19 protein-coding genes are annotated in these 23,058 nt (G+C 61.3%); 6 read left to right on the plus strand and 13 right to left on the minus strand.

All coding sequences use genetic code 11. The annotated features are described in order from the left end of the window. Positions 1-46 precede the first annotated feature (46 nt). From B348_RS0114475 to treP, 5 genes are all read right to left on the minus strand, one after another. A complete protein-coding gene (locus tag B348_RS0114475) occupies positions 47-319 on the minus strand; it encodes a PTS transporter subunit EIIB (RefSeq protein ID WP_017736797.1) in 273 nt (90 codons plus the stop codon). A 2-nt stretch (positions 320-321) separates the two neighbouring features. Then, positions 322-2,838 (minus strand): phosphoenolpyruvate--protein phosphotransferase, encoded by a 2,517-nt coding sequence (gene ptsP, locus B348_RS0114480; protein WP_017736798.1) that lies wholly within the window; start codon positions 2,836-2,838, stop codon positions 322-324. Positions 2,839-3,023: 185 nt separating this feature from the next. Continuing rightward, positions 3,024-4,244: a carbohydrate porin gene (locus B348_RS0114485; protein ID WP_017736799.1), complete on the minus strand. Its 1,221-nt coding sequence runs from the start codon at positions 4,242-4,244 to the stop codon at positions 3,024-3,026. Between the two features lie 69 nt (positions 4,245-4,313). After that, positions 4,314-5,960 (minus strand): alpha,alpha-phosphotrehalase, encoded by a 1,647-nt coding sequence (gene treC / locus B348_RS0114490; protein WP_017736800.1) that lies wholly within the window; start codon positions 5,958-5,960, stop codon positions 4,314-4,316. A gap of 125 nt (positions 5,961-6,085) precedes the next feature. Next, positions 6,086-7,528, minus strand: a complete 1,443-nt coding sequence (gene treP / locus B348_RS0114495; protein WP_017736801.1) for a PTS system trehalose-specific EIIBC component — start codon at positions 7,526-7,528, stop codon at positions 6,086-6,088. A 216-nt stretch (positions 7,529-7,744) separates the two neighbouring features. Here treP and treR point away from each other — a divergent pair, with 216 nt between their 5' ends. Beyond that, on the plus strand, positions 7,745-8,449 hold the full coding sequence (gene treR / locus B348_RS0114500) for a trehalose operon repressor (RefSeq protein WP_017736802.1): 705 nt from the start codon (positions 7,745-7,747) through the stop codon (positions 8,447-8,449). Between the two features lie 16 nt (positions 8,450-8,465). Here treR and B348_RS0114505 read toward each other — a convergent pair whose 3' ends face one another. Then, positions 8,466-9,701: a type II toxin-antitoxin system HipA family toxin gene (locus B348_RS0114505; protein ID WP_017736803.1), complete on the minus strand. Its 1,236-nt coding sequence runs from the start codon at positions 9,699-9,701 to the stop codon at positions 8,466-8,468. After that, positions 9,685-9,939, minus strand: coding sequence for a helix-turn-helix transcriptional regulator (locus B348_RS0114510; protein WP_017736804.1), 255 nt, complete (start codon positions 9,937-9,939; stop codon positions 9,685-9,687). Before B348_RS0114510 ends, B348_RS0114505 begins: the two co-directional genes overlap by 17 nt. Before the next feature lie 159 nt (positions 9,940-10,098). On the opposite strand from B348_RS0114510, the gene B348_RS0114515 reads away from it, so the two are divergent. Continuing rightward, positions 10,099-10,869 carry an APH(3')-II family aminoglycoside O-phosphotransferase gene (locus tag B348_RS0114515; protein WP_017736805.1) on the plus strand — a complete coding sequence of 257 codons (771 nt, stop codon included), beginning with the start codon at positions 10,099-10,101 and terminating at the stop codon, positions 10,867-10,869. 68 nt (positions 10,870-10,937) lie between these two features. Here the strand turns inward: B348_RS0114515 and guaA are convergent, their stop codons facing one another. From guaA to B348_RS0114535, 4 genes are all read right to left on the minus strand, one after another. Continuing rightward, complete coding sequence (gene guaA / locus B348_RS0114520; RefSeq protein WP_017736806.1) at positions 10,938-12,515, minus strand: glutamine-hydrolyzing GMP synthase; 1,578 nt, start codon at positions 12,513-12,515, stop codon at positions 10,938-10,940. 79 nt (positions 12,516-12,594) lie between these two features. Further along, positions 12,595-14,064: an IMP dehydrogenase gene (gene guaB / locus B348_RS0114525; RefSeq protein WP_017478674.1), complete on the minus strand. Its 1,470-nt coding sequence runs from the start codon at positions 14,062-14,064 to the stop codon at positions 12,595-12,597. A 182-nt stretch (positions 14,065-14,246) separates the two neighbouring features. Continuing rightward, entirely contained in the window at positions 14,247-14,795 is a 549-nt protein-coding gene (locus B348_RS0114530; protein WP_017736807.1) for a hypothetical protein, read from the minus strand. A gap of 135 nt (positions 14,796-14,930) precedes the next feature. Continuing rightward, on the minus strand, positions 14,931-15,698 hold the full coding sequence (locus tag B348_RS0114535; protein WP_017736808.1) for a sulfite exporter TauE/SafE family protein: 768 nt from the start codon (positions 15,696-15,698) through the stop codon (positions 14,931-14,933). A gap of 99 nt (positions 15,699-15,797) precedes the next feature. On the opposite strand from B348_RS0114535, the gene B348_RS0114540 reads away from it, so the two are divergent. The 4 genes from B348_RS0114540 (at position 15,798) to leuA (ending at position 20,925) form a co-directional block, all read left to right on the plus strand. Continuing rightward, entirely contained in the window at positions 15,798-16,688 is an 891-nt protein-coding gene (locus B348_RS0114540; RefSeq protein WP_017736809.1) for a LysR family transcriptional regulator, read from the plus strand. 30 nt (positions 16,689-16,718) lie between these two features. Continuing rightward, positions 16,719-18,098 (plus strand): exodeoxyribonuclease VII large subunit, encoded by a 1,380-nt coding sequence (gene xseA, locus B348_RS0114545; RefSeq protein ID WP_017736810.1) that lies wholly within the window; start codon positions 16,719-16,721, stop codon positions 18,096-18,098. Between the two features lie 3 nt (positions 18,099-18,101). Next, entirely contained in the window at positions 18,102-18,923 is an 822-nt protein-coding gene (locus B348_RS0114550; RefSeq protein ID WP_017736811.1) for a M23 family metallopeptidase, read from the plus strand. 322 nt (positions 18,924-19,245) lie between these two features. Further along, on the plus strand, positions 19,246-20,925 hold the full coding sequence (leuA, locus tag B348_RS0114555; RefSeq protein ID WP_017736812.1) for a 2-isopropylmalate synthase: 1,680 nt from the start codon (positions 19,246-19,248) through the stop codon (positions 20,923-20,925). Positions 20,926-21,076: 151 nt separating this feature from the next. On the opposite strand, the gene B348_RS0114560 is transcribed toward leuA, so the two are convergent. Continuing rightward, the gene (locus B348_RS0114560) at positions 21,077-21,868 is read right to left on the minus strand and encodes an amidohydrolase (protein WP_017736813.1); all 792 of its coding nucleotides are present in this window, start codon (positions 21,866-21,868) and stop codon (positions 21,077-21,079) included. Further along, positions 21,856-23,004, minus strand: a complete 1,149-nt coding sequence (locus tag B348_RS0114565; protein WP_017736814.1) for a pyridoxal phosphate-dependent aminotransferase — start codon at positions 23,002-23,004, stop codon at positions 21,856-21,858. The genes B348_RS0114560 and B348_RS0114565 overlap by 13 nt, the downstream gene beginning before the upstream one ends. Positions 23,005-23,058: the final 54 nt, after the last annotated feature.

Below are 23,058 nucleotides of genomic sequence, written 5' to 3' on the forward strand. Positions count from 1 at the left end.
CGCTATCGCGGGCAAGCCCGCTCCCACAGTTTGATCTGCATTTGGTTTAGAGGCCGGTGAGCAGATGCAACACGCCGCCCGTCAACACCATCACCCCCGGCACACCGGCCGCCTTCAAAGCCTGCTCGTCCAATCGAGTTGCATCCTGCAACTGCACCCTCACCCGCGTCAGCGCCACGCGCTGCTGCGACTTGAGGTTCTCCGCGCCACCCAATGCCTTCACCACCTCAGCCGACAACAACCCCGGCGCTGCCACCGTCTCGGCCACCAGATCCGGGGTCAGGGCCTTCCAGAACGCCCGCTGCAATTTCTCGAACATGCTCAAAGCTCCACGACAGGTGAGGTTTCAACGGTAGCCGCGTGATACTGGCGCAATGCTTCACGCACGTGCGCGGCTTCTTCCAGGCCCAGCACCTGGCGGGCGATGATCTGGCAGTCGGCCAGGTCCAGCTCGCGCACGGTGGCCTTGATGGTGGGGATCAACGGCACGCTGACCGACAACTCATCCACCCCCAGCCCGAGCAACACCGGCACCGCCAGCGCTTCGGAGGCCAACGCGCCACACACACCGACCCACTTGCCATGGGCATGGGCGGCCTTGACCGTGGTGGCGATCAGGCGCAGCACCGCCGGGTGAAAGCTGTCGGCCTGGCTGGCCAGGCGCGGATGGTCGCGGTCCATCGCCAGGGTGTATTGGGTCAGGTCATTGGTGCCGATGGAGAAGAAATCCACATGGGGCGCGAACACATCCGCCATCAGGGCGGCGGACGGGACTTCGATCATGATGCCCAGCTTGGGCAGCTCGGTGAGCCCGAGCGCCAGCGCTTCCTCCTGAAGAATAGCGCGGGCCTGGTGCAGCTCGGACAGCAGGCTGACCATCGGCAACATGATGTGCAGGCGCGCAAAACCGGCGCTGGCGAGGATCGCGCGGAACTGTTCGCGCAACAGTTGCGGGCGCTCCAGGCACAGGCGAATGCCGCGCAGGCCAAGGAAGGGGTTGGTCTCGGCGTCCATCGGCACATAGGCCAGCGGCTTGTCGCCGCCGACGTCCAGGGTGCGCACCACCAAGTTGCGTTCGCTGCCCAAGGCACGGGCGATATCGGTGTAGGTGGCCGCTTGTTCTTCGGGGCTTGGCGCGCGGTTGCGGTCCAGGTAGAGGAATTCGGACCGCAGCAGGCCGACGCCCTCGCCGCCCAACGTCAACGACTGCTCGACCTCTTGCAGCGAGGCGACGTTGGCGCTGACGTCGACGTGATGACCATCGCGGGTCGTCGCCGGCAAAGCAGCCTGCGCTACTTCTGTTTGTCGGCGCAGCACCTGCTGTTTGCGTGCCGCGTCCAGTTGTTCGATTTCGGCCAGGTCCGGGTCCAGGTGCAATTCGCCTTTGTCGGCATCCAGCAGCACTTGCTTGCCATTGACCAGTGCCAACACCTGCACCGGCACGCCGCAAATCGCCGGCAAGCCCAGGGCGCGGGCGAGGATCGCAACATGGCTGGTCGCCCCGCCACCAACGGTGACAAACCCCAACACCTTGCGCGTATCGAGGCTGGCAGTTTGCGACGGCGTGAGTTGTTCGGCGATCAGGATCGCCCGCTCCGGCAAGTCCCAGGCGCGGTCCTGAATGCCGAGGATCAGTTTGAGCACGCGCTGGCCGATATCGGCCAAGTCCGCCGCACGTTCGGCGATCAGCGCATTGCCCAGGCCCTGGAACAGCTTGACGGTGGCGAGGGTGGCGCTGTTCCAGGCAAAGGCGGCGCTCTTGCCTTGCGCCAGCAGGTTGTGGGCGTGTTCCAGCAGGGTCGGGTCTTCGAGCAATTCCTGGTGGGCGCGGAAAATCTGCGCCTGGGCGCTGCCGCTGGCCTTGTCTTGCAAGGTTTGCAGCGCTTCGCTTGCCGCCAGCAAACCGCGCTGTAAAGCGCCACGCTCGGCCGCTTCACCGCTGCCCAGCTCCGTGATGTTCAACGCGGGCTCGGTCACTTGCACCACTTGGCCAAACGCCGAGCCCGGCGATGCACACACGCCGCGCAATAACGTCGACGACAACACAGGTTCAATCACTTCAGCCGGTGCCGCGACCGTCTCGCCGCAACCTTCAGCCAACAACGCCACCAATGCCTTGATCGCAGCCTCGGCGTCCGCCCCCGCTGCGCTCACTTGCAAGGTGTCGCCGTGCACGGTCTGCAGCGCCATGATCGCCACCAGCGACTTGGCATTGGCACTCTGGGTTTGCTTGTGCAGGTAGATGCTCGCGTTGAACCCCTTGGCCGCCTGGGCCAGCACCGCGGCCGGACGTGCGTGCAGGCCGTTGGCGTTGGGCAAGGTCAGCGGCTTGGAGAACAGCGCATCGCCCTCCTCCTCATCCCCTGCGTCAACCGGCGCGCCTGGGGATAAGTGCATCAGCGGCTGGCCCACTTCGACCAGACCGTTCGCCAGCAAGGTAAACGGCTCGCCGCTGACCACCAGCATCAGCGTCAGCAAACTGCGGGCATGCAGCGCCACGTAGTCGGCATCGAATTCGATCAACGCCTGCCCGGCTTCCACCTGCTGGCCTTCCTGCACCAAGCGGGTGAAGCCTTTGCCGGCGAGGGTCACGGTGTCCAGGCCGATATGCAGCAGCACCTGCACACCGTGCTCGTTGGTGATGCTGACGGCATGCCCACTGTCCTGGATATTGCTGATCACCCCGGCCAACGGCGCGCAAAGCGTCTGCGAGGTCGGGTCGAGGCACAGGCCGTCGCCGATCAGGCGGCTGGAGAATACCGGGTCGGGCACCGAGTCCAGCGCCAGCAGCACACCGGACAGCGGTGCCAGCAGTTCCAGGGGTTGAGTTGTGGTCATGACTTCACCTGTTGTTTTGTTCTGTAAACATCATTGGGTGGAAACATATTTCAGATTCAGCGAGGGCCCCTGTGGGAGCCGGGCTTGCCCGCGATAGCGGTACATCAGACAAAACACTGCTGGCTGACACACCGCCATCGCGGGCAAGCCCGCTCCCACATAAAGCTCATCCACTTGAGTCCGCGTTACTTCCACCAATACTCGACTTGCACACCAAAATTCGACCCATGCCGCGCCGTGCCGTACGAACCCGTATCGGACAACGCCGACCCCGCCGCCAGCTCATTCGCCGCGCGCTTGGCCGCTTCGTTCCAGGTTGCATAGGTGTAGTACAAACGCACTTCCGGGCGCGCCCAGAAATCCGGGCCTTTGGGCGACCAGGTCGGCGCAAAGGTAAATTTGCTCAGCTTGCGCGTGCCGCCCGTGGCATCCACCTGATCATGGCCCAGCTCGGTAACCAGCTTGAACTGCTCGCTGATGGCATACGCCGGGCGCACGCCGACCGACATCCAGGTCTGGTCCTGGCTACCGGGGCGAATATCCTTCTGGTACACCGCCTCGATCTGCCCGCCAAAACGCGGGGTCACCTGCCAGTCGAAAAACTCCACGGCGCGGTAACTCTTGCTGCTGTTGTCCAGGAAGGTATTGCCGGTGTAACCGAGCCCGGTGCCGGGGCCTTCGCCGTACTGCAAGGCGAACTTGTTCTTGCCACCAAGGAAGGGCTTTTGCACGTGCTGCGCGGTGATCGCCCAACCGCTGTTGGTGTCGCGCCCGCCGGCTTTTTCGATGTAGCTCAAACCCAGTTCCAGCTCGCCGCCGGGGTTGGTCTTGAAGCCGGCGACGTTGAAGTCGTGACGGGTGGCGTATTCCTTCTGGTACAGGTTGTCCTTGCGCGAGATCGCGTAGCTGTACTTGAGGTCGCCGATCAGCACGTCCTCGATACCGCCGCCCGTGGCGCTCTGGTTCCAGTAGTAGAAGTCGGAGATATGGATGTCGTTACGCTTGTAGTAACGCCGCCCGGCCCAGATCGAGCCGCCGTTGAGGCTGGGCAGGTTGGACCACTGCGCATACATCTGCGGCATGCGCGCCGAGCCGTTGTTCTCGCCCTGGAATTTCAGCTCGCGGTCGTACTTGTTGTACAGCGACGCCATCGCATCGACGCTGAGCACCGAGCCGTCGTCGAGGGTCAGCAGGTCCTGGCGCAGTTCCAGCTCGGCGTATTGCTCGCATTCGTTGCCCAGGCGGTATTTGGATTGCGCCCCCGGCAACTGGAAACATTGCTGCGGGCCGCTGCCCGTTGACGTCCCCGCGCCACTGCGCAAGTAACCGGCAAACTCCAGGGCTTGAGCACCGAGCGGCAGGCTCAGGCAGGATGCAACGAGGCCCAGCTTTATTGTTGTTTTCATGAAGCACTCCAGTCTTTTTATTATGGTTTTTGCAGCGCCCCGTGCTCCCACACGGGGGTACAACGGGCCTCAATCCTTGAGGTGCAGCACAAACGATTCGTACGGGCGCAGCGCAACCGTGCGCGTACGCGGTGGGCAATCGGGGTAGTTGCTGATCAACAGGCGTTGCTCGCTCGTCGGGTTGATCACGTCAGCGGGCAGTTGGATTTCGCACGGCGTGCCGTAGAAGTTGTTCAGCACCAGCAGGCGCTCGCCGTCGCCTTCGCGCAGGTAGGCCCAGACCTGAAGATGGTCCGGCAGGAGTTGGCGGTAAACACCGTGCTGGATCAGCGGTTCATGACGACGCAAGGCGATCAGCGCGCGGTAGTGATGCAGCACCGAATCCGGCTCATCCAGCTGGCTTTCGACGTTGATGGTCGAGGCGTTCGCCGGGATACCAATCCACGGCTCGCCACTGCTGAAACCCGCATTGGTCCCCGCATTCCACTGCATCGGCGTACGCCCGTTATCCCGCGATTTCTGCATGATCGCGGCCATGCTCGACGCCTCGGACTCACCGGCATCGCGCTTGAGGCGGAAGATATTCAGGGTCTCCACATCGCGGTACTGCTCGATGCGGTCGAAGCCCGGATTGGTCATGCCCAACTCTTCGCCCTGGTACACATACGGCGTGCCCTGGAGGAAGTGCAGCGCGGTGGCGAGCATCTTGGCCGAGACCACGCGGTACTCGCCGTCGTCACCAAAGCGCGAGACCACGCGCGGCTGGTCGTGGTTGCACCAGAACAACGCGTTCCAGCCGCCGCCGGCCTGCATGCCCAGTTGCCAGTCGGAAAAGATCTGCTTGAGCTGGAGGAAATCGAAGTCGGCTTTCACCCACTTTTGCAGGTTCGGGTAATCGACTTTCAGGTGATGAAAGTTGAAGGTCATCGACAGTTCTTTCGACGCTGGATTCGAATAGCGAATGCAATGTTCCAGGCTGGTGGACGACATCTCGCCGACGTTGATCAGGTCGTGGCCTTCGAAGACTTCGCGGTGCATTTCCTGCAGGTACTCATGCACGTTGGGGCCGTCGGTGTAGAAGCGCCGGCCGTCAGTGTTGTCTTCGGGGAAATCCGCGGGCTTGGAGATCAGGTTGATCACGTCCAGGCGGAAACCGCCAACGCCCTTGTCGCGCCAGAAGCGCATCAGCTTGAACACCTCGGCGCGGACCTTGGGGTTGTCCCAATTGAGGTCGGCCTGGGTGTGGTCGAACAGGTGCAGGAAGTACTGGCCGGTTTGCGCCTCGTATTCCCAGGCCGAGCCGCCGAACTTGGATTCCCAGTTGTTCGGCTGGTCGCGCCAGATGTAGAAGTCGCGATACGGGTTGTCGAGGCTGCTGCGCGCCTGCTGGAACCACTCGTGTTCGATGGAGGTGTGGTTGACCACGATGTCGAGCATCAGCTTGATACCGCGCTTGGCGGCTTCGCTGATCAGCAAATCGCAGTCGGCCATGGTGCCGTAGCTGGGGTCGATGGCGTAGTAGTCGCTGATGTCGTAGCCGTTGTCGCGCTGCGGCGAGCGCAGGAACGGGGTGATCCACAGGCAATCCACGCCCAGCCATTGCAGGTAGTCGAGTTTGTCCACGATGCCCAGCAAGTCACCGGTGGCGTTACCCGCGTGGCTGTGGAAGCTTTTGGGGTAGATCTGGTAGATCACCGAGTGTTGCCAGTTTTGCATGGGGATTCCTTCAGTAGAGTTTTGTGCTGGCTTTGCGGGCCTCATCGCAGGCAAGCCAGCTCCCACCTTTGAATGTATTCACAAATCAAAAATGTGGGAGCTGGCTTGCCTGCGATAGCGATAGATCAGGCAACCCTGTACCCAGGCCGAACAATCTTCATGCTCAACCCACAGGTCAAAACAAACGGCACCACGATCGCAATCACCATCCCGATCACAAAGCTCGGGATGTACTGCGGGATGATCGAGATAAACCCAGGCAAGCCACCGACCCCGATGGCCGACGCCTGCACCTTGTTCAGCGACAGGAAGATACTGCCCAGCGCCGAGCCCAGCAGCGCGGCATAGAACGGAAACTTGAAGCGCAGGTTCACGCCGAACATCGCCGGCTCGGTGATGCCGAAATACGCGGAAATCGCCGAGGTGGACGCCATGCTTTTGTCCCGTGCATTGCGGGTCATGTAGAACACGCCGAGCGCGGCGCTGCCCTGGGCCAGGTTGGACATGACGATCATCGGCCAGATAAAGGTGCCGCCCTGGGTGGAGATCAGTTGCAGGTCCACGGCGAGGAACATGTGGTGCATGCCGGTGATCACCAGCGGTGCATACAGCAGGCCGAAAATCGCCCCGCCGACCATCGGCGCCAGGTCGAACAGGGTGACCACGCCTTCGGTGATCAGGATGCCGAGGTGACGGGTCACCGGGCCGATGATCGCCAGCGCCAGCACACCGGTAACCACGATGGTGGTGATGGGCACGACCAGCAGCTGGATCGCATTGGGCACCCGCGCCCGCAGCCATTTCTCGATGACGCTCATCACATAGGCGGCCATCAGGATCGGCAGGATCTGCCCCTGGTAGCCGACTTTTTCGATCTTGAACCAGCCGAAGATATCGAAGTACGGCAGGCTCTGGCCGTCGAGGCCGGCGACCGCCTTGCCGTAGTTCCAGGCGTTGAGCAGGTCCGGGTGCACCAGCATCAGGCCGAGCACGATGCCGAGGATTTCACTGCCGCCAAACCGCTTGGCCGCCGACCAGCCCACCAGCGCCGGCAGGAACACAAACGAGGTGTTGGCCATCAGGTTGATCAGGCTCCACAGGCCGTCGAGGTTCGGGTACGCCTCCAGCAGCGTCTGGCCCTCGATGAACATGCCCTTGGCGCCCATCAGGTTGTTCACGCCCATCAACAGGCCGGCGATGATCAGCGCGGGCAGGATCGGCATGAACACATCGGAAAAGACCCGCACCAGACGCTGCATGGCGTTGGTCTTGTCGGCGCCCTTCTTCTTTACATCGGCGATGGTGGCAGCGGCGAGGCCGGTCTGTTCGCGCAGGGCGGCGTAGACCTTTTCCACTTCGCCCGGGCCGATGACCACCTGGAACAGGCCACCGGTAAAGAACGAGCCCTTGACCAGATCGACCTGGTTCAGCGCGCTGCTGTTGACCAGACTCGGGTCCTTGAGCGCCAGGCGCAGGCGCGTCACGCAGTGGGCGGCTTGCTCAAGGTTGTCGCTGCCGCCGAGGTGTTCGAGGATCTCGCGGGCAATATTCGGATAGTCGTGGCTCATGCTTGGTTTCCACTTTGATTTTTTTATTTGGGGGCAGTCATTGGCAGCACGCCGAGGGCAAAAGTACTCGTCTGTACGAGTTAAAGCAACAACTCGTACAGACGAGTTTGAAAAAGTTTATTCCGTGTAGGACCTGACTGACTGTAGGTCGAATGGACAAACCCTAGCCATGCCACTAAGGTTCCTGCCTGAACGCAAAGGCACAGAGCCATCCCCATGAGCAAATACAACCAGATCTACACGGATCTGCTTGCCAGCATCACTACCGAACGCCTGCAACGCGGCACGCGCCTTCCCTCCGAAACCGAACTGATGCACAGCTACCAGGCCAGCCGCGGCACCGTGCGTCGGGCCATCGAGCAATTGCAGGAGCGTGGGTTCGCGCAAAAGATCCACGGCAAGGGCACGTTCGTGTTGTCGCCCAACCCCATCGAGTTTCAACTGGGCGGCATCGTCAGCTTCTACGAAACCCACGCCGACCTGGGCGATGACGTACGTACCGAAGTGGTGGAATTTACCCAGTTCCCACTGGAAGGCTCACTGCAGCAACATATCGAAGCCGAGCCGGGCACCCTGATTACCCGTATCAAGCGGGTGCGGCGCATTGGTGGCAAACGGGTGATCCTCGACATCAACCACTTCGTCGCCGAGCTGATTCCGGGGCTGGACCGCGAGATTGCCGAGCAGTCGATCTACGCGTTTATCGAACAGACCCTGCAACTGCAAATTGCCTACGCCCAACGCACCATCGAAGCCCTGCCCCGCAGCAAGGACGACCAGGCGCACCTCGACCTTGAAGGGCAAAGCCATGTGATCGTGGTGAGTAACCAGACGTTTTTGCAGGATGGGCGGCAGTTCGAGTACACCGAGTCGCGGCATACGTTGGATAAGTTTTACTTTTCGGATATTGCGCGGCGATAAGCATAAACCGGGAGGATCATTGCACTGCGATACTCTTGGCCAGCCCTGCCGTCCACGCAGCAGTCATCTTCTCCCCGACCACCGCGAACGCTGGGTGAGTAAGTTGATACGCTGAAAGCTCTGCCATCGCGTGAGTCATGCCCTCTTGCACTCTGGCCAGCAGTTCATTGCAGCGCGCCTCAGACAAACTGCACGAACTGCGCCCGAACTGGACCAGCATCTTGCGCTTGGGCCAAGCCTTCGAACCGCCGAGCAGCAAGCCCATGATGTCGTTGCTGCTGTACACGGTGGTGGTCACCAGATCGTAAGCCGGTGCTAGCCAAACGTCCGCGTCCTCGGCGCAATTCTCGTACAACAGGCCGTAGTTTTTCAGGTGGGCGTCACCGTTCTGGATGCCCGCAGACAGCGCCACCATCAGGAAGAAGTCTTCCAGCGTTCCGGCGATACGGCTGGGCGTGACAAATGACCTGATCAGCTTCGCGCATCCCTGGTAGCTGCCGTCGTATTTCTTTGCGGTTCCCCATCCAGATAAAACACACATATCCTCAAATCCGAGGTAGGCGTCTTCACCGATATCGAACCGCTTCACCACCAGAAATTTCCCCTGCTGGCTGAGCTGGAACTCAGGCACCTCAAGGCCACAATGGAATGCAGCCCGCATGCAGAAAAACTCATTGGCCGCCAATTGTGGAAAGTCAGCTTCGTTGAACGCCTTCACCAAGTGCGTCGCGCCTCGATGGGTGAGATGCTCAATGCCAGCGCCCATGTCGTCAAGGTCGCGTACCAACACCTTGGGTTGAACACCCGACACCCCCGAGTAGGCGGCGTAGGTTTTCAGAAGGTCGTCGAACAGGTCTTTGGCGCCGTCATACACCAACAGCTCGGAGAGTTTGACCTCTGGCAATGACTCGCCCCCCGCGTCATGGGCAACACTGATACGACCCAGTTGATGCGGGCCCACAATGCCCAGCAGTGCGAAGTCGTCAAAGCCGCGCACAGACTTGCTAAAGCGCCGCACAAGCTCGTCCTTGAGATGCCCCTCAGGGATGTGCATCTCGAACAGAGGATGAACCCCATACTCCCAGTTGTAACTCTCCAGGCGCACCGGCATGGTCAGGGAAACAGCATTCTCTTCGCCGACCGTGTCGTTGTACGAGAAAACCGAATCGCGCCGGTCGGCCTCACTGCGTCCGAGTATTCCAGCCGGAACACCGCCTGCACCGATATACAGCCGTTCACTTTGACTCGTCATGGATGTTTCCCGATTTCAGCTCATCAAGGGTCTTGCGCCGACGCATGGGAATGGCAGTCAACTCATACCCCAAGCCCTCAAGAATCGCTGCGACTTTTCGAATACCCACTTCTGGAATGGTATTGTTCTCAATCCCCGAGATGGTCGCGCGACTCATGCCATGCCGTTGCGCGAGCTGGCTCTGAGTAAGACCGGCAGCCTTGCGCAGTCCCTTGATCAATGCTCCCAAATCGCCCATGCAAAATGCATCCTATACAATGCAAAATAGATAAAGATCAACTTATGCACCATATACAATGCATTTAAACTTGAATAGTCTTTTATTTGCATACGACGCCAGGCTCAGGGTTTCGGCTTGAAGTAGAGCTTGTATGGGTATCAATAGGAAAGAAGCATCGTGAACATTCCGAAAAAATGGCGTGACCAACACCCCCATGCACTCATCGAGCAGCAGACCATCGGCGAGTCGCGCGCCGACGTCTTCCGCCTGCGCCTGGACGACAACACGGATCTGTTCCTGAAGTCCGAGCCCGTTGACGAACTGGGTGAGCTGGCAGACGAAATCGAGCGCCTTCGCTGGCTGCGGCAAATGAATCTGCCTGCGCCCGTGGTTATCGATGAAGTGACAGAAGACCATCGCCATTGGCTGCTGATGACTGCCGTACCCGGACAGGACCTGGCCAGCGCCAGCGAGCTTTCTGCCGCGCAGATCATCGACATCCTGGCAACGGCCCTGCGTACCTTGCACCAAGTGCCCGTTGCGCTTTGCCCATTCGATCATTCCCTTAAAGTACGTATCCCACGTGCCCAGGAGAATATTCGTGCAGGGTTGGTGGACGGCAGCGACTTCGACGACGAGCGATTGGGGCAAAGCGCGGAGGAAGTGTTTGCAGAACTGTTGGCGACTCAGCCCACCACCCATGATCGGGTGGTAACCCACGGCGATGCCTACTTGCCGAACTTCATGGCGGCAGACGGGCGCTTCAGCGGTTTCATCGACTGTGCACGGCTGGGCGTCAGTGACCGCCATCAAGACTTGGCCCTAGCCGCCCAGAGCATCGAACGCGAGCTTGGCCAGGCGTGGGTGAAACCCTTCTTTGAGCGCTACGGTGTCGAGCCCGACGAGCAGCGCATGAAGTTCTACTGCCTGCTCGACGAGTTCTTCTAGCCACAAATGACAAAACCCCGGCACCAGGCCGGGGTTTTGTCATTCAGCAATCACCTGCTAACGCAGGATCATTCCCACTCAATCGTCGCCGGCGGCTTGCTCGACACGTCATACGTCACGCGCGAAATGCCTTCGATCTCATTGATGATACGGCCGCTGACCGTTTCCAGCAGTTCGTACGGCAGGTGTGCCCAACGAGCGGTCATGAAGTCGATGGTTTCTACGGCACGCAGGGCCACGACCCATGCGTAACGACGGCCATCGCCGACAACGCCAACGGATTTCACTGGCTGGAACACCACGAATGCCTGGCTGACCTTGTGGTACCAGTCGGCCTTGCGCAGTTCTTCGATGAAGATGTGGTCGGCGCGACGCAGCAGGTCGGCGTATTCCTTCTTCACTTCACCCAGGATGCGCACGCCCAGGCCCGGGCCCGGGAATGGGTGGCGGTAGACCATGTCGTACGGCAAGCCCAGTTCCAGGCCCAGACGGCGGACTTCGTCCTTGAACAGTTCGCGCAGCGGTTCTACCAGCTTGAGGTTCATTTCCTCAGGCAGGCCACCCACGTTGTGGTGGGACTTGATCACGTGGGCCTTGCCGCTCTTGGCGCCAGCCGACTCGATCACGTCAGGGTAGATGGTGCCCTGGGCGAGGTACTTGATGTTGTCCAGGCTGTTGGACTGGGCATCGAATACGTCGATGAAGGTGCGACCGATGATCTTGCGCTTCTTCTCTGGGTCGGACTCGCCGGCCAGGTTGTTGAGGAACTGGTCCTCGGCGTTGGCGCGGATCACCTTGACGCCCATGTTCTCGGCGAACATGGCCATCACTTGCTCGCCTTCGTGCAGGCGCAGCAGGCCGTTGTCGACGAAGACGCAGGTCAGTTGGTCGCCAATGGCTTTGTGCAGCAGGGCAGCCACTACCGAGGAGTCAACGCCGCCGGACAGGCCCAGCAGTACGTTGTCGGTGCCGACCTGGGCGCGCACCTGGGCGATGGCATCTTCAGCGATTTTCGACGGGGTCCACAGGGCTTCACACTCGCAGATGTCGAGGATGAAGCGCGACAGGATGCGCCCGCCTTGCTTGGTGTGGGTCACTTCCGGGTGGAACTGCACGCCGTAGTAGCGACGCTCGTCGCTGAACATGCCGGCGATCGGGCAGCTCGGGGTGCTGGCCAGGATGTGGAAGTCTTCCGGCATCCTGGTGACCTTGTCACCGTGGCTCATCCACACGTCGAGGCCGAACAGGCCGTCGGCGTCAACGTGGTCTTCGATGCCGTCCAGCAGGCGGCTCTTGCCGACCACGTCGACACGGGCATAACCGAACTCACGCAGCTCGGAACCTTCAACCTTGCCGCCCAGTTGCTCGGCCATGGTCTGCATGCCGTAGCAGATACCGAAGACGGGCACGCCCAGGTCGAATACGGCTTGCGGGCAACGCGGGCTGTTGGCTTCGTGCACGGACTCGGGGCCACCGGCGAGGATGACGCCTTTGGGTGCGAATTCGCGGATCGCTTCGTCGTCCATGTCGAACGGATGCAGTTCGCAGTACACGCCGATTTCACGCACGCGGCGGGCGATCAGCTGGGTGTACTGGGAACCGAAGTCGAGGATCAGGATGCGGTGGGCGTGAATGTCGAGGGCCATGGAGTCAGTCTCGTCTATGTAATTCAGAAACAACTCGGGGCTGAAAACAGCCCCGGTTACTTAACGTATGCAGAAAGCATCAACCTACGCGGTAGTTTGGCGCTTCCTTGGTGATCTGCACGTCGTGGACATGGGATTCAGCCATGCCGGCGCCGGTGATCCGCACGAACTCTGGCTTGGTGCGCATTTCTTCGATGTCGGCGCTGCCGGTGTAACCCATCGAGGAACGCAGGCCGCCCATCAGTTGGTGGATGATCGCGCTCAGGGTGCCTTTGTACGGCACGCGGCCTTCGATGCCTTCCGGGACGAGTTTCTCGGCGCCTGCCGAGGAGTCCTGGAAGTAACGGTCGGAGGAACCTTGCGCCTGGGACATGGCGCCCAGCGAACCCATGCCACGGTAAGCCTTGTACGAACGGCCCTGGAACAGTTCGATCTCGCCTGGTGCTTCTTCAGTACCGGCGAACATCGAGCCCATCATCACGCAGGAAGCACCGGCAACGATGGCCTTGGACAGGTCACCGGAGAAACGGATGCCGCCGTCGGCGATCAATGGTACGCCGGTGCCTTCAAGGGCAGCCGCCACGTTGGCGATGGCGCTGATTTGCGGCACGCCCACACCGGCAACGATACGGGTGGTGCAGATCGAGCCAGGGCCGATACCGACCTTGACCGCATCCGCGCCCGCTTCGGCCAGGGCCTTGGCGGCAGCGCCGGTGGCAATGTTGCCGCCGATCACTTGCACTTCAGGGAAGTTCTGCTTGACCCAACGCACGCGGTCGATCACGCCTTTGGAGTGACCGTGGGCGGTGTCGACCACCACCACGTCAACGCCGGCAGCGACCAGGGCGGCAACGCGGTCGCCGGTGTCTTTACCGGTGCCGACCGCAGCGCCAACGCGCAGACGACCTTGGTCATCCTTGCTGGCCAGCGGGTAAGCCTTGGCTTTTTCAATGTCGTTGACGGTCATCATGCCTTTAAGGGCGAATTTGTCGTCGACGATCAGCACGCGCTCGATGCGGTGCTTGTGCAGCAGTTCGCGCACGTCGTTCTTGTCGGCGCCTTCCTTGACAGTGACCAGACGCTCTTTCGGCGTCATCACTTCACGGACGGTGACTTCAAGACGGTTTTCGAAACGCACGTCACGGGAAGTGACGATGCCGACCAGGTCGCCATCATGCAGCACCGGAACACCGGAGATGTTGTGCAGGCGGGTCAGGTCGAACAGGTCACGCACGGTGGCGTCGGCTTCGATAGTGATGGGATCTTTGACCACACCGGCTTCGTAACGCTTGACCTTGCGCACTTCGGCAGCTTGCTGCTCGATGGTCATGTTCTTGTGGATGATGCCAATGCCGCCTTCCTGAGCCATGGCGATTGCCAAACGGGCTTCGGTGACGGTGTCCATGGCAGCGGAAACCAGAGGAATATTCAGCTCGATGCCACGGGTTAGGCGGGTCTTGAGACTGACTTCGTTAGGAAGCACCTCGGAATAACCGGGCACTAGGAGAATGTCGTCGAATGTCAGAGCTTCTTGGCTGATACGCAGCATCGCGGGGGCTCCCGAGCGGGAAAATGGAAGCGCGCCATTATATACATGCGCCCTGCCGGGCTCAATGTAAAACTCTGACAAACTTGGTAATACTGATAGATGGATTAAAGTTCGCCCTGTGAGCGGCGGGACGCGGAGCGTCCAGAGCGGCATTCCCACGCGGAGCGTGGGAACGATCAGGATTAGAGTTCGACTTTGACCCAACTCATCTTCTGGTCCAGCCAATCGGCGAATTCGTCGATAAAGCTCTGCTTGAACCCCGCCTCCGCCCAGTTGTTGAAGATGAAGCCCAGGTTGGAAAAGCCGCACTCCTGCAGGAACAGGAAACCGTTGATGTCGTCTTCATGCCCACACAGCGGGCAGGTGAAGTTGTCGGTGTGGCCAGGCATCCAGTCTTCCAGGCTGTCGAACAGCGCCTCGCCGACTTCCTTGCGGCATTCCGGGCAGCCGGCTTCTTCAAGGAAGCCCTTGGCCGGCGTGTAGATGCAGCGTTTGTAGATGATCTCGAGGCCGTTGATCGGCTCATTGAACGGCAGCGCCTGCGGGTGCAGCACCACGGCGCGGGCGCCGTCGGCCAGGGCATAGCCCATGCGGTTGCCGGTGCGCCCGCACGTGGTGAGTTCTTCCTTGATGATGTTCTTGCGCACCAGCCAGCGCACGATCGCCCGGGCGCGGGGTTCGTGGACGGGCAAGGTGGAGATTTTCGGGACAAGGATGCTTTGGGAGTTCATGGGAGTCCTGCGGTGTGGCCACTGGCGCCATCGCGGGCAAGCCCGCTCCCACAGTTGCAATGCAATCCCTGTGGGAGCGGGCTTGCCCGCGATGAGGCCCTAAAGGCTGGCAGCTTAATCCCTGCCCCACACAGGTCAAGTACTCAAATACCGCCCAATCAACGCTAGCCCACTGGCCAGCACCAACCACGTCACCAACCGCACAAACGCCTCCCGCGACAGGCGCATCGTCAGCCTGCGCCCAAACCACAACCCCAAAGCCATCGCTGGCAACAGGCACAACGCCAACATCAGCAACGGTAAATCCGCATACACCCCGGCCATCAGGAACAGGCTCAAGCGCACCACCGTGCTGCAACTGATCAACCCACTTTGGGTGGCCCGCGCCGCGTCCTTGGGCAAACGGCTGTTCAGGTAGATCGCATATAAAAAGCCGCCGCTGCCAAACAGTGCGCCAAACAGCCCGCCCACGGTGCCCATGGGAATCGACCAACCCGCCGCCAACTGCGCCGGCCTTGCTTTTACCAGCAGGCTGTAGAGCGCATAAGCACTGATAAACAGCCCCATCAGCAGCAACAACACATCCGAATGCAGGTTAAGCAAAAACACCACGCCAAGGCTGCAACCGATCGCCATGCACGGCAGCAACCTCAGCAGCTCGGGCTTGTTCACGTCGCGCCGCGATTGCAGGAGGTTGCCAAAGGCCGCGACAAAATCCAGCAGCACCAGCAACGGGATGATTTTTGACAGCGGCATGAACAGAATCAGGATCGGCCCTGCCACCAGCGCCGTGCCAAAGCCCGCAATGCCAAACACGATGTAGGCCACCACCACGCCCACGGCAATCACCAGCCAATCCACACCGCCAAACGACCACTGGCTCAATAGCTCAACCGCGCCCATGGGTTATTCCTTGAAAAAGATGACCTTCACTTTAGCCATCGGCGAGGGTTGCGACTAATATCTTCAAAGCCCTCCACCTATCTCGAAAAGGCATGACGCGTGATCTCCACCCGCCAACTGCGCTACTTCGTCGAAATCGCCGACAGTGGCAGCTTCAGCGCCGCCGCCGAGCGTTTGTTTGTCGCCCAATCGGCGCTGAGCCGGCAGATCAAGGAACTGGAAACCCAACTGCAAACCCCACTGTTCGAACGCACCGCGCGCCAGCCCCGGCTGACAGCGGCGGGCGAAGCGTTCTACCCGCGGGCGCGCAATCTGTTGAGTGAGCTGATCAAAGCCAGTGAGATGACGACGCAGGTCGGCAACGGCCAACTCGGCACACTGCGCTTGAGTCATTCGAGCACCGTGCCGATGAGCGGCGCGTTGCTGCAAGGAATCAGCACCTGGCTGGAACGCTGCCCCGGCGTGTCGATGGACATCGCCAAGCTGTCCTCGGAAGCGCAACTGGAAGAAATCGCCGACGGCCGCCTGGACGTAGGCTTGTTGCGCCTGCCGGTGCTGCGCCAGCGCGAAGGCGTGCGTGTAACGCCTTTATATAGCGAGCAAGTGTTGCTGGCCGTGCCGCCGAGCCATGCGCTGGCAAGCAGCAGTGCGCCGATTGAACTGGAACAGCTCAAGGACGAAGCGTTTATCTCGATCCCCCACCCTCAGCGCGGCGGCCTGAGTTATCTGTCGGCCGAGTTGTGCATGCGTGCGGGATTTTTCCCCAAGGCCGCACGGGTGATGTCACGCAAGACCACCCAGTTGCAGCTGATCCAGGCCGGCTTCGGTATTGCCTTGTTACCAAAATCCATGCAGGACATCGCCCCCGCCAACCTGTGTTTTTTACCGCTGGCCGACCCCGACTGCCTGAGCACCGTGGCCCTGGCCTGTGCGCAAGCGCCCAGCGCACTGGTGGAGCAATTCTGCCAAACCTTGCAGGAATGCCTATAAACTGCCGCCCATGATTAAAGATCTCTGCTCATGATTAAAGACCCGTTCGCCCGCCTGGGCCTGGACCGCGAAGTCCTCACTGTCAGCCAGCTCAACGGCCGCGCGCGGGTGTTGCTGGAAGACGTGTTCACCAATATCTGGGTCGAAGGCGAGATCTCCAACCTCGCCCGCCCGGCCTCCGGCCACGTGTATTTCACCCTCAAGGACAGCGGCGCCCAAGTGCGTTGCGCACTGTTTCGCAATAACGCCGCGCGGGTGCGCCAAGCCTTGAAGGACGGCCTGGCGGTGAAGGTGCGCGGCAAGGTCTCGCTGTTCGAGGGCCGTGGCGACTACCAGTTGATCCTCGATACGGTGGAACCGGCCGGTGATGGCGCGCTGCGCCTGGCCTTCGATGCGTTGAAGGAAAAGCTCAGCGCCGAAGGCCTGTTCAGCGCCGAACGCAAGGTGCCGCTGCCGGCCCATCCGCGGCGCATCGGCATTATCAGTTCGCCGACGGGCGCGGTGATCCGCGACATCATCAGCGTGTTCCGCCGCCGGGCGCCGAACATTGAACTGACACTGATCCCGACGGCCGTGCAAGGCCGCGAGGCGATCCCGCAGATCGTGCGGGCGCTGAAAATGGCCGACGCGCGGGGTTTCGACGCCTTGATCCTGGCCCGTGGCGGCGGTTCGCTGGAAGACCTCTGGTGCTTCAACGAAGAAGCCGTAGCCCGTGCCGTGGATGCGTGCGTTACGCCCATCGTCAGCGCCATCGGCCATGAAACCGATGTATCAATCAGCGACTTTGTCGCCGACGTGCGCGCCCCTACCCCGTCCGCCGCCGCCGAACTGCTTGCGCCAGACGCCAGCCATCTGGTGCGCCAGGTCGAGAACCTGCATCGCCGCTTGGTGATGCTGATGCGCAATCGCCTGAGCCACGACCGCCTGCGCCTGGAAGGCATGTCCCGGCGCCTGCGCCATCCCGGCGAACGCCTGCGCCAGCAAGCCCAGCGCCTGGACGACCTGGACATGCGCCTGCGCCGCGCCTTCGAGCGCAGCCTCAATACCCGTCGCGAGCGCCTGATCCGCCTGGAAACCCGCCTCGCCGGCCAACACCCCGGCCGCCAACTGGCCCTGCTGCGCCAGCGCCTCGACAGCCTTGCCGAACGCCTGCCCCGCGCCATGCGCGAAGGCCTCAAGGCGCGCCGCCTGCAACTGCAAAGCCAGGTGCAGACGCTGCACGTGGTCAGCCCGTTGGCGACCCTCGGCCGCGGCTACAGCATCCTGCTGGACGAACGCGGCCAGGCCATTCGCAATGCCGCGCAAACCCACACCGGCCAGCGCCTGACCGCACGCCTCGGTGAAGGCCAACTGCAAGTGCGGGTGGAAGACAACCACCTCACGCCCGTCACCCTTTCGTTATTGGATTGATTGATGCCACGTTTATTCAGCCTGTTGATGTTGTTGTGCCTTGCCGTTAACGCCCACGCCGACAGCTACATCACCCGCACCTTGAACAAGCCGGTGCCGGGTGGCGTGGCCGTCGTCGACCTGGGCCCGGCGGCAACTGCACCGAAGGCCAGCTACCAAGGCAAACCGGTGTTGGTGGTAAAGGAACAGGACAACTGGCTGGCAATTGTCGGCATCCCGCTGACGGTCAAGCCGGGTAACGAGCGCCTCAGCAGTGGCGGGCGCAACCTGCCGTTTATCGTCGGCTACAAGAAGTACCCGGAACAGCGCATCACCTTGAAAAACAAAAGCCAGGTAAACCCCGAGCCGGCGCAACTCAAGCGCATCGAGGCGGAGCTGGCGGTGCAGATCAAGGCTTACCGCAGTTTCAGCCCGAACCTGCCCAGCAACCTGGTGCTGGACAAACCGGTGAATGGGCCGCTGTCGAGCAAGTTCGGTGTGCGCCGGTTCTTCAACGGTGAAGAGCGCAATCCCCACTCCGGCCTGGACTTCGCGGTGCCGGCGGGTACGCCGATCAAGACCCCGGCGAATGGCAAGGTGATCCTGGTGGGCAACTACTTCTTCAACGGCAACACCGTGTTCGTCGATCACGGCCAGGGCTTTATCAGCATGTTCTGCCATATGTCGAAGATCGATGTGAAAGTCGGTGATCAGCTGACCCGCGGCGCCGTGGTGGGCAAAGTCGGCGCGACCGGCCGTGCGACGGGGCCGCATATGCACTGGAACGTCAGCCTCAACGATGCGCGGGTCGACCCGGCGATCTTTATCGGCGCCTTCCAACCCTGATTGATTCGATTGCGCGCCAGCCAAATGGCGCGCAATAAAAAAGAGACGTGCGACAATTTCCAACCATAAAATCTTGTTTTCTACGCCAATAGCAGAACTTATCTCAATTTTCCCCGACTGCTTGCCATCTTTCACCCCGGCGGTTAGGGTTGAGCTTATGAAAACCTCTCACACCCTCATTCAGCTCCGCCAGCACCGCAGCCTGTGCCTTGTCAGCGCACGACTGCCAGGCTGAATCGATCTGCCTCGTCCCAAGCTTCGTCCCCAATAACAGTTCCACGGCAGGCCGCCTCTTTTCGGCCCCTAAACAAAGGATTTCCCGATGAGCATGCTCAAAGACCCGTCTTCGAAGTACCGCGCGTTCCCGACCATCGACATCCCGGATCGCACCTGGCCTTCGAAAACCATCACCACCGCGCCGATCTGGTGCAGCTCCGACCTGCGTGATGGCAACCAGTCGCTGATCGAGCCGATGGACGCCGCGAAGAAGCTGCGTTTCTGGAAGACCCTGGTGTCGGTAGGTGTGAAGGAAATCGAAGCGTCGTTCCCGGCCGCGTCGCAAACCGACTTTGACTTCGTGCGCACCCTGATCGAAGACAACCACATCCCCGCGGACACCACCATCCAGGTGCTGACCCAGGGCCGTGAAGACTTGATCGCGCGCACCTTTGAATCCCTGCGCGGTGCGAAAAAGGCCATCGTGCACTTGTACAACGCCACTTCGCCGTCGTTCCGCCGCATCGTGTTCAACCAGGACAAGGACGGCATCAAGGCCATCGCGGTCAACGCGGCCAAGCTGTTCGTCAAATATGCCGCCCAGCAGCCAGAGACCCAGTGGACCTTCGAATATTCCCCGGAGACCTTCAGCGCCACTGAGCTGGAGTTCGCCAAGGAAGTCTGTGACGCGGTGATCGAGGTGTGGAACCCGACGCCTGAGCACAAGATGATCCTCAACCTGCCAGCCACGGTTGAATGCGCCACGCCGAACATCTATGCCGACCAGATCGAGTGGTTCGGTCGCCATATCAACCGTCGTGACAGCGTGATCATCAGCCTGCACACCCACAACGACCGTGGCACCGGCGTAGCCGCCACCGAGCTGGGCCTGATGGCCGGCGCCGACCGTGTCGAAGGTTGCCTGTTCGGCAACGGCGAGCGTACCGGTAACGTCGACCTGGTCACCGTGGCACTGAACATGTACACCCAGGGCCTCGACCCGCAGCTGGACTTCTCCGATATCGACGGCGTGCGCAAAGTCGTCGAAGAGTGCAACCAGATCCAGGTGCACCCGCGTCACCCGTACGTGGGCGACCTGGTGCACACCGCCTTCTCCGGCTCCCACCAGGACGCGATCCGCAAGGGCTTCGCCCAGCAGAAAGACGACGCCCTGTGGGAAGTGCCGTACTTGCCAATCGACCCGGCCGACATCGGCCGCAGTTACGAAGCGGTGATCCGTGTGAACAGCCAGTCGGGCAAAGGCGGCATCGCCTACCTGCTGGAGCAGGAATACGACATCAGCTTGCCGCGCCGCATGCAGATCGAGTTCAGCCAGGTGGTCCAGGCCGAAACCGACCGCGTGGGCCTGGAGATGACCGCGCCACAGATCTACGCCTTGCTGCAGCGTGAATACCTGCAAGCCAACACCCCGTACGCGCTGGTCAGCCATCGTCTGCAGGAAGAGAACGGCAACAGCAGCGTGGAAGTGGAAGTGTCGGGCAAGGGCCAGGGCGAGACCAACCTGCGCTGGCAGGGCAAGGGCTACGGCACCCTGGAAGCGCTGGTCGCTGCCTTGCCGATCAAGGTCGAGATCATGGACTACAACGAACACGCAATCGGCGCCGGCACCAATGCCAAGGCGGCGGCCTACATTGAACTGCGTGTGAACGGTGAACGTCCGGTGCATGGCGTGGGCATTGATGAAAACATCACCACGGCCAGTTTCAAGGCGGTGTTCAGTGCGCTGAACCGTTCGTTGAGCCAGTTGGAAGCGAAAGCGGCGTAAGCGGCTGCTGGAATGGAAAAGGCCCCTGGGTGTGAATCCAGGGGCCTTTTTTGTTGGCTGTGAGGGCCTCATCGCGGGCAAGCCCGCTCCCACAGTTGAACGTGTTCACAAATCAAAATGTGGGAGCGGGCTTGCCCGCGATAGCGGTGTGTCAGACAAACTGAAAAGTATCGGCATCCAGATTCGCCGGGAATCGGGTGCGATACGCCGCCAGTTCCGCCGCATTCAGGCACACCTGGAACACGCCATCCGCTTCCCCCGCACTGAGCAAGGTCTCACCCTGGAAATCCAACACCTGGCTGTCCCCGGTGTAGGCAAAGCCCTTGCCATCCGTGCCCACCCGATTCACCGCCGCCACGTAACACAGGTTCTCGATGGCCCGCGCCGGCAACAGGCGGTTCCAATGCAAACGCCGTGCGCCGGGCCAGTTGGCGGTGTACAGCAGCAGGTCCGTGTCCTGGGCATCGCGGCTCCACACCGGGAAGCGCAGGTCGTAGCAAATCAGCGGGCGAATGCGCCAGCCCTTCAACTCGAACTGCACCTGACGCTCGCCCGGCGTGTAGTGATTGTGCTCGCCGGCCATGCGGAACAGGTGGCGCTTGTCGTAGTGCCACACCTCGCCGTCCGGGCGTGCCCACAGCAAGCGGTTGCGGTGGCTGCCATCGGCGGCCTCGATAATCACGCTGCCGGTAATCACGGCGTTGTATTTTTTCGCCTGGGCCTGGAGCCAGTGATGGGTCGGACCGTGCTCCGGTTCGGCCAAGACAGCGGACTCCATGGAGAAACCGGTGGTGAACATCTCCGGCAAGACGATCAGGTCGGCGCCCCTGGCCTGTTCCAGCAACAGCTCGAAGTGTTCCAGGTTGGCCTGGCGGTCATGCCAGGCCAGGGTGGTCTGGATCAGGGCGATGTTCAGGTCCGGCAGTGCACTTAGATCACGCATAGCTTTTCAGCTGCTTGGCGCAGCGTCTCCTCGCGTTTGGCAAAGCACAGGCGCACCAGGCGCTGGCCTTGCGGTGGGTTCTGGTAGAACACCGAGACCGGGATCGTCGCCACGCCGTGTTCGCGGGTCATCCACAGGGACATGGCGACGTCATCCAGGTCCGGGCGGATCTGTGAGTAATCCACCAGTTGGAAGTAGGTGCCGGCCACGCGACTAAAGCTGAAACGCGACGGCGCCAGCAAGTCGCAGAACAGGTCACGCTTGGCCTGGTAGAACGCCGGCAGTTCCTCGACATGTTCCGGGTGCTCGACCATGAAGTCAGCCAGGGCGAACTGCAACGGCGTCACGCCGCAAAAGTTGACGTACTGGTGCACCTTGCGCAGTTCGGCCGTAAGGGCCGGTGGCGCAACCACGTAGCCGGTTTTCCAGCCGGTGACGTGGTAGGTCTTGCCGAAGGAGCTGACCACGAAGGCGCGCGCGTACAACTCTTCGTGGGCCAGCACGCTGACGTGAGGCACACCGTCGAACACCAGGTGTTCGTAGACCTCATCGCTGACCAGGTAGATATCGCGGTCGCGGATCAATTCGGCCAACTGGTCCAGCTCGGCGCGGCTGATCAGGGCGCCTGTGGGGTTGTGTGGGGTGTTGAGGATGATCATGCGTGTACGCGGCGACAGCGCCGCCTTGATCCGCTCAAAATCCAGCGCAAAGCCTTGCAGGCTCAACTGCACATGCACACAACGACCACCGGCCAGCTCGACCGAGGGCTCATAGCTGTCGTAGCAAGGGTCGAAGACGATGACTTCATCACCACTGCGGATCACCGCCTGGATGGCGCAGAAGATCGCGGCGGTGGCGCCGGGTGTGATGGTCACTTCGCTGTCGGCATTCACGGTGGCGCCATAGCTGCGGGCGATCTTGGCTGCCACTTGCTGGCGCAGGGCCGGCAGGCCGGTCATCGGCGAATATTGGTTGTGCCCGCTGGCAACGTGCTTGCCCACTGCATCGAGCAAGCCTTGGGGGCCGTTGAAGTCGGGGAAGCCCTGGGACAGGTTGAGCGCGCCCGTCTCGGCAGCGAGTTGCGACATGGTGGTGAAAATGGTCGTGCCGACATTCGGCAGCTTGCTGGTGATCATGGGAGCCCCCCTTCGGGTGAGGCTGCAAGTTTTAAGCTGCAAGCTGCAAGCAGG

The sequence above is a fragment of the Pseudomonas sp. CBZ-4 genome (assembly GCF_000346755.1).
Taxonomy (GTDB): domain Bacteria; phylum Pseudomonadota; class Gammaproteobacteria; order Pseudomonadales; family Pseudomonadaceae; genus Aquipseudomonas.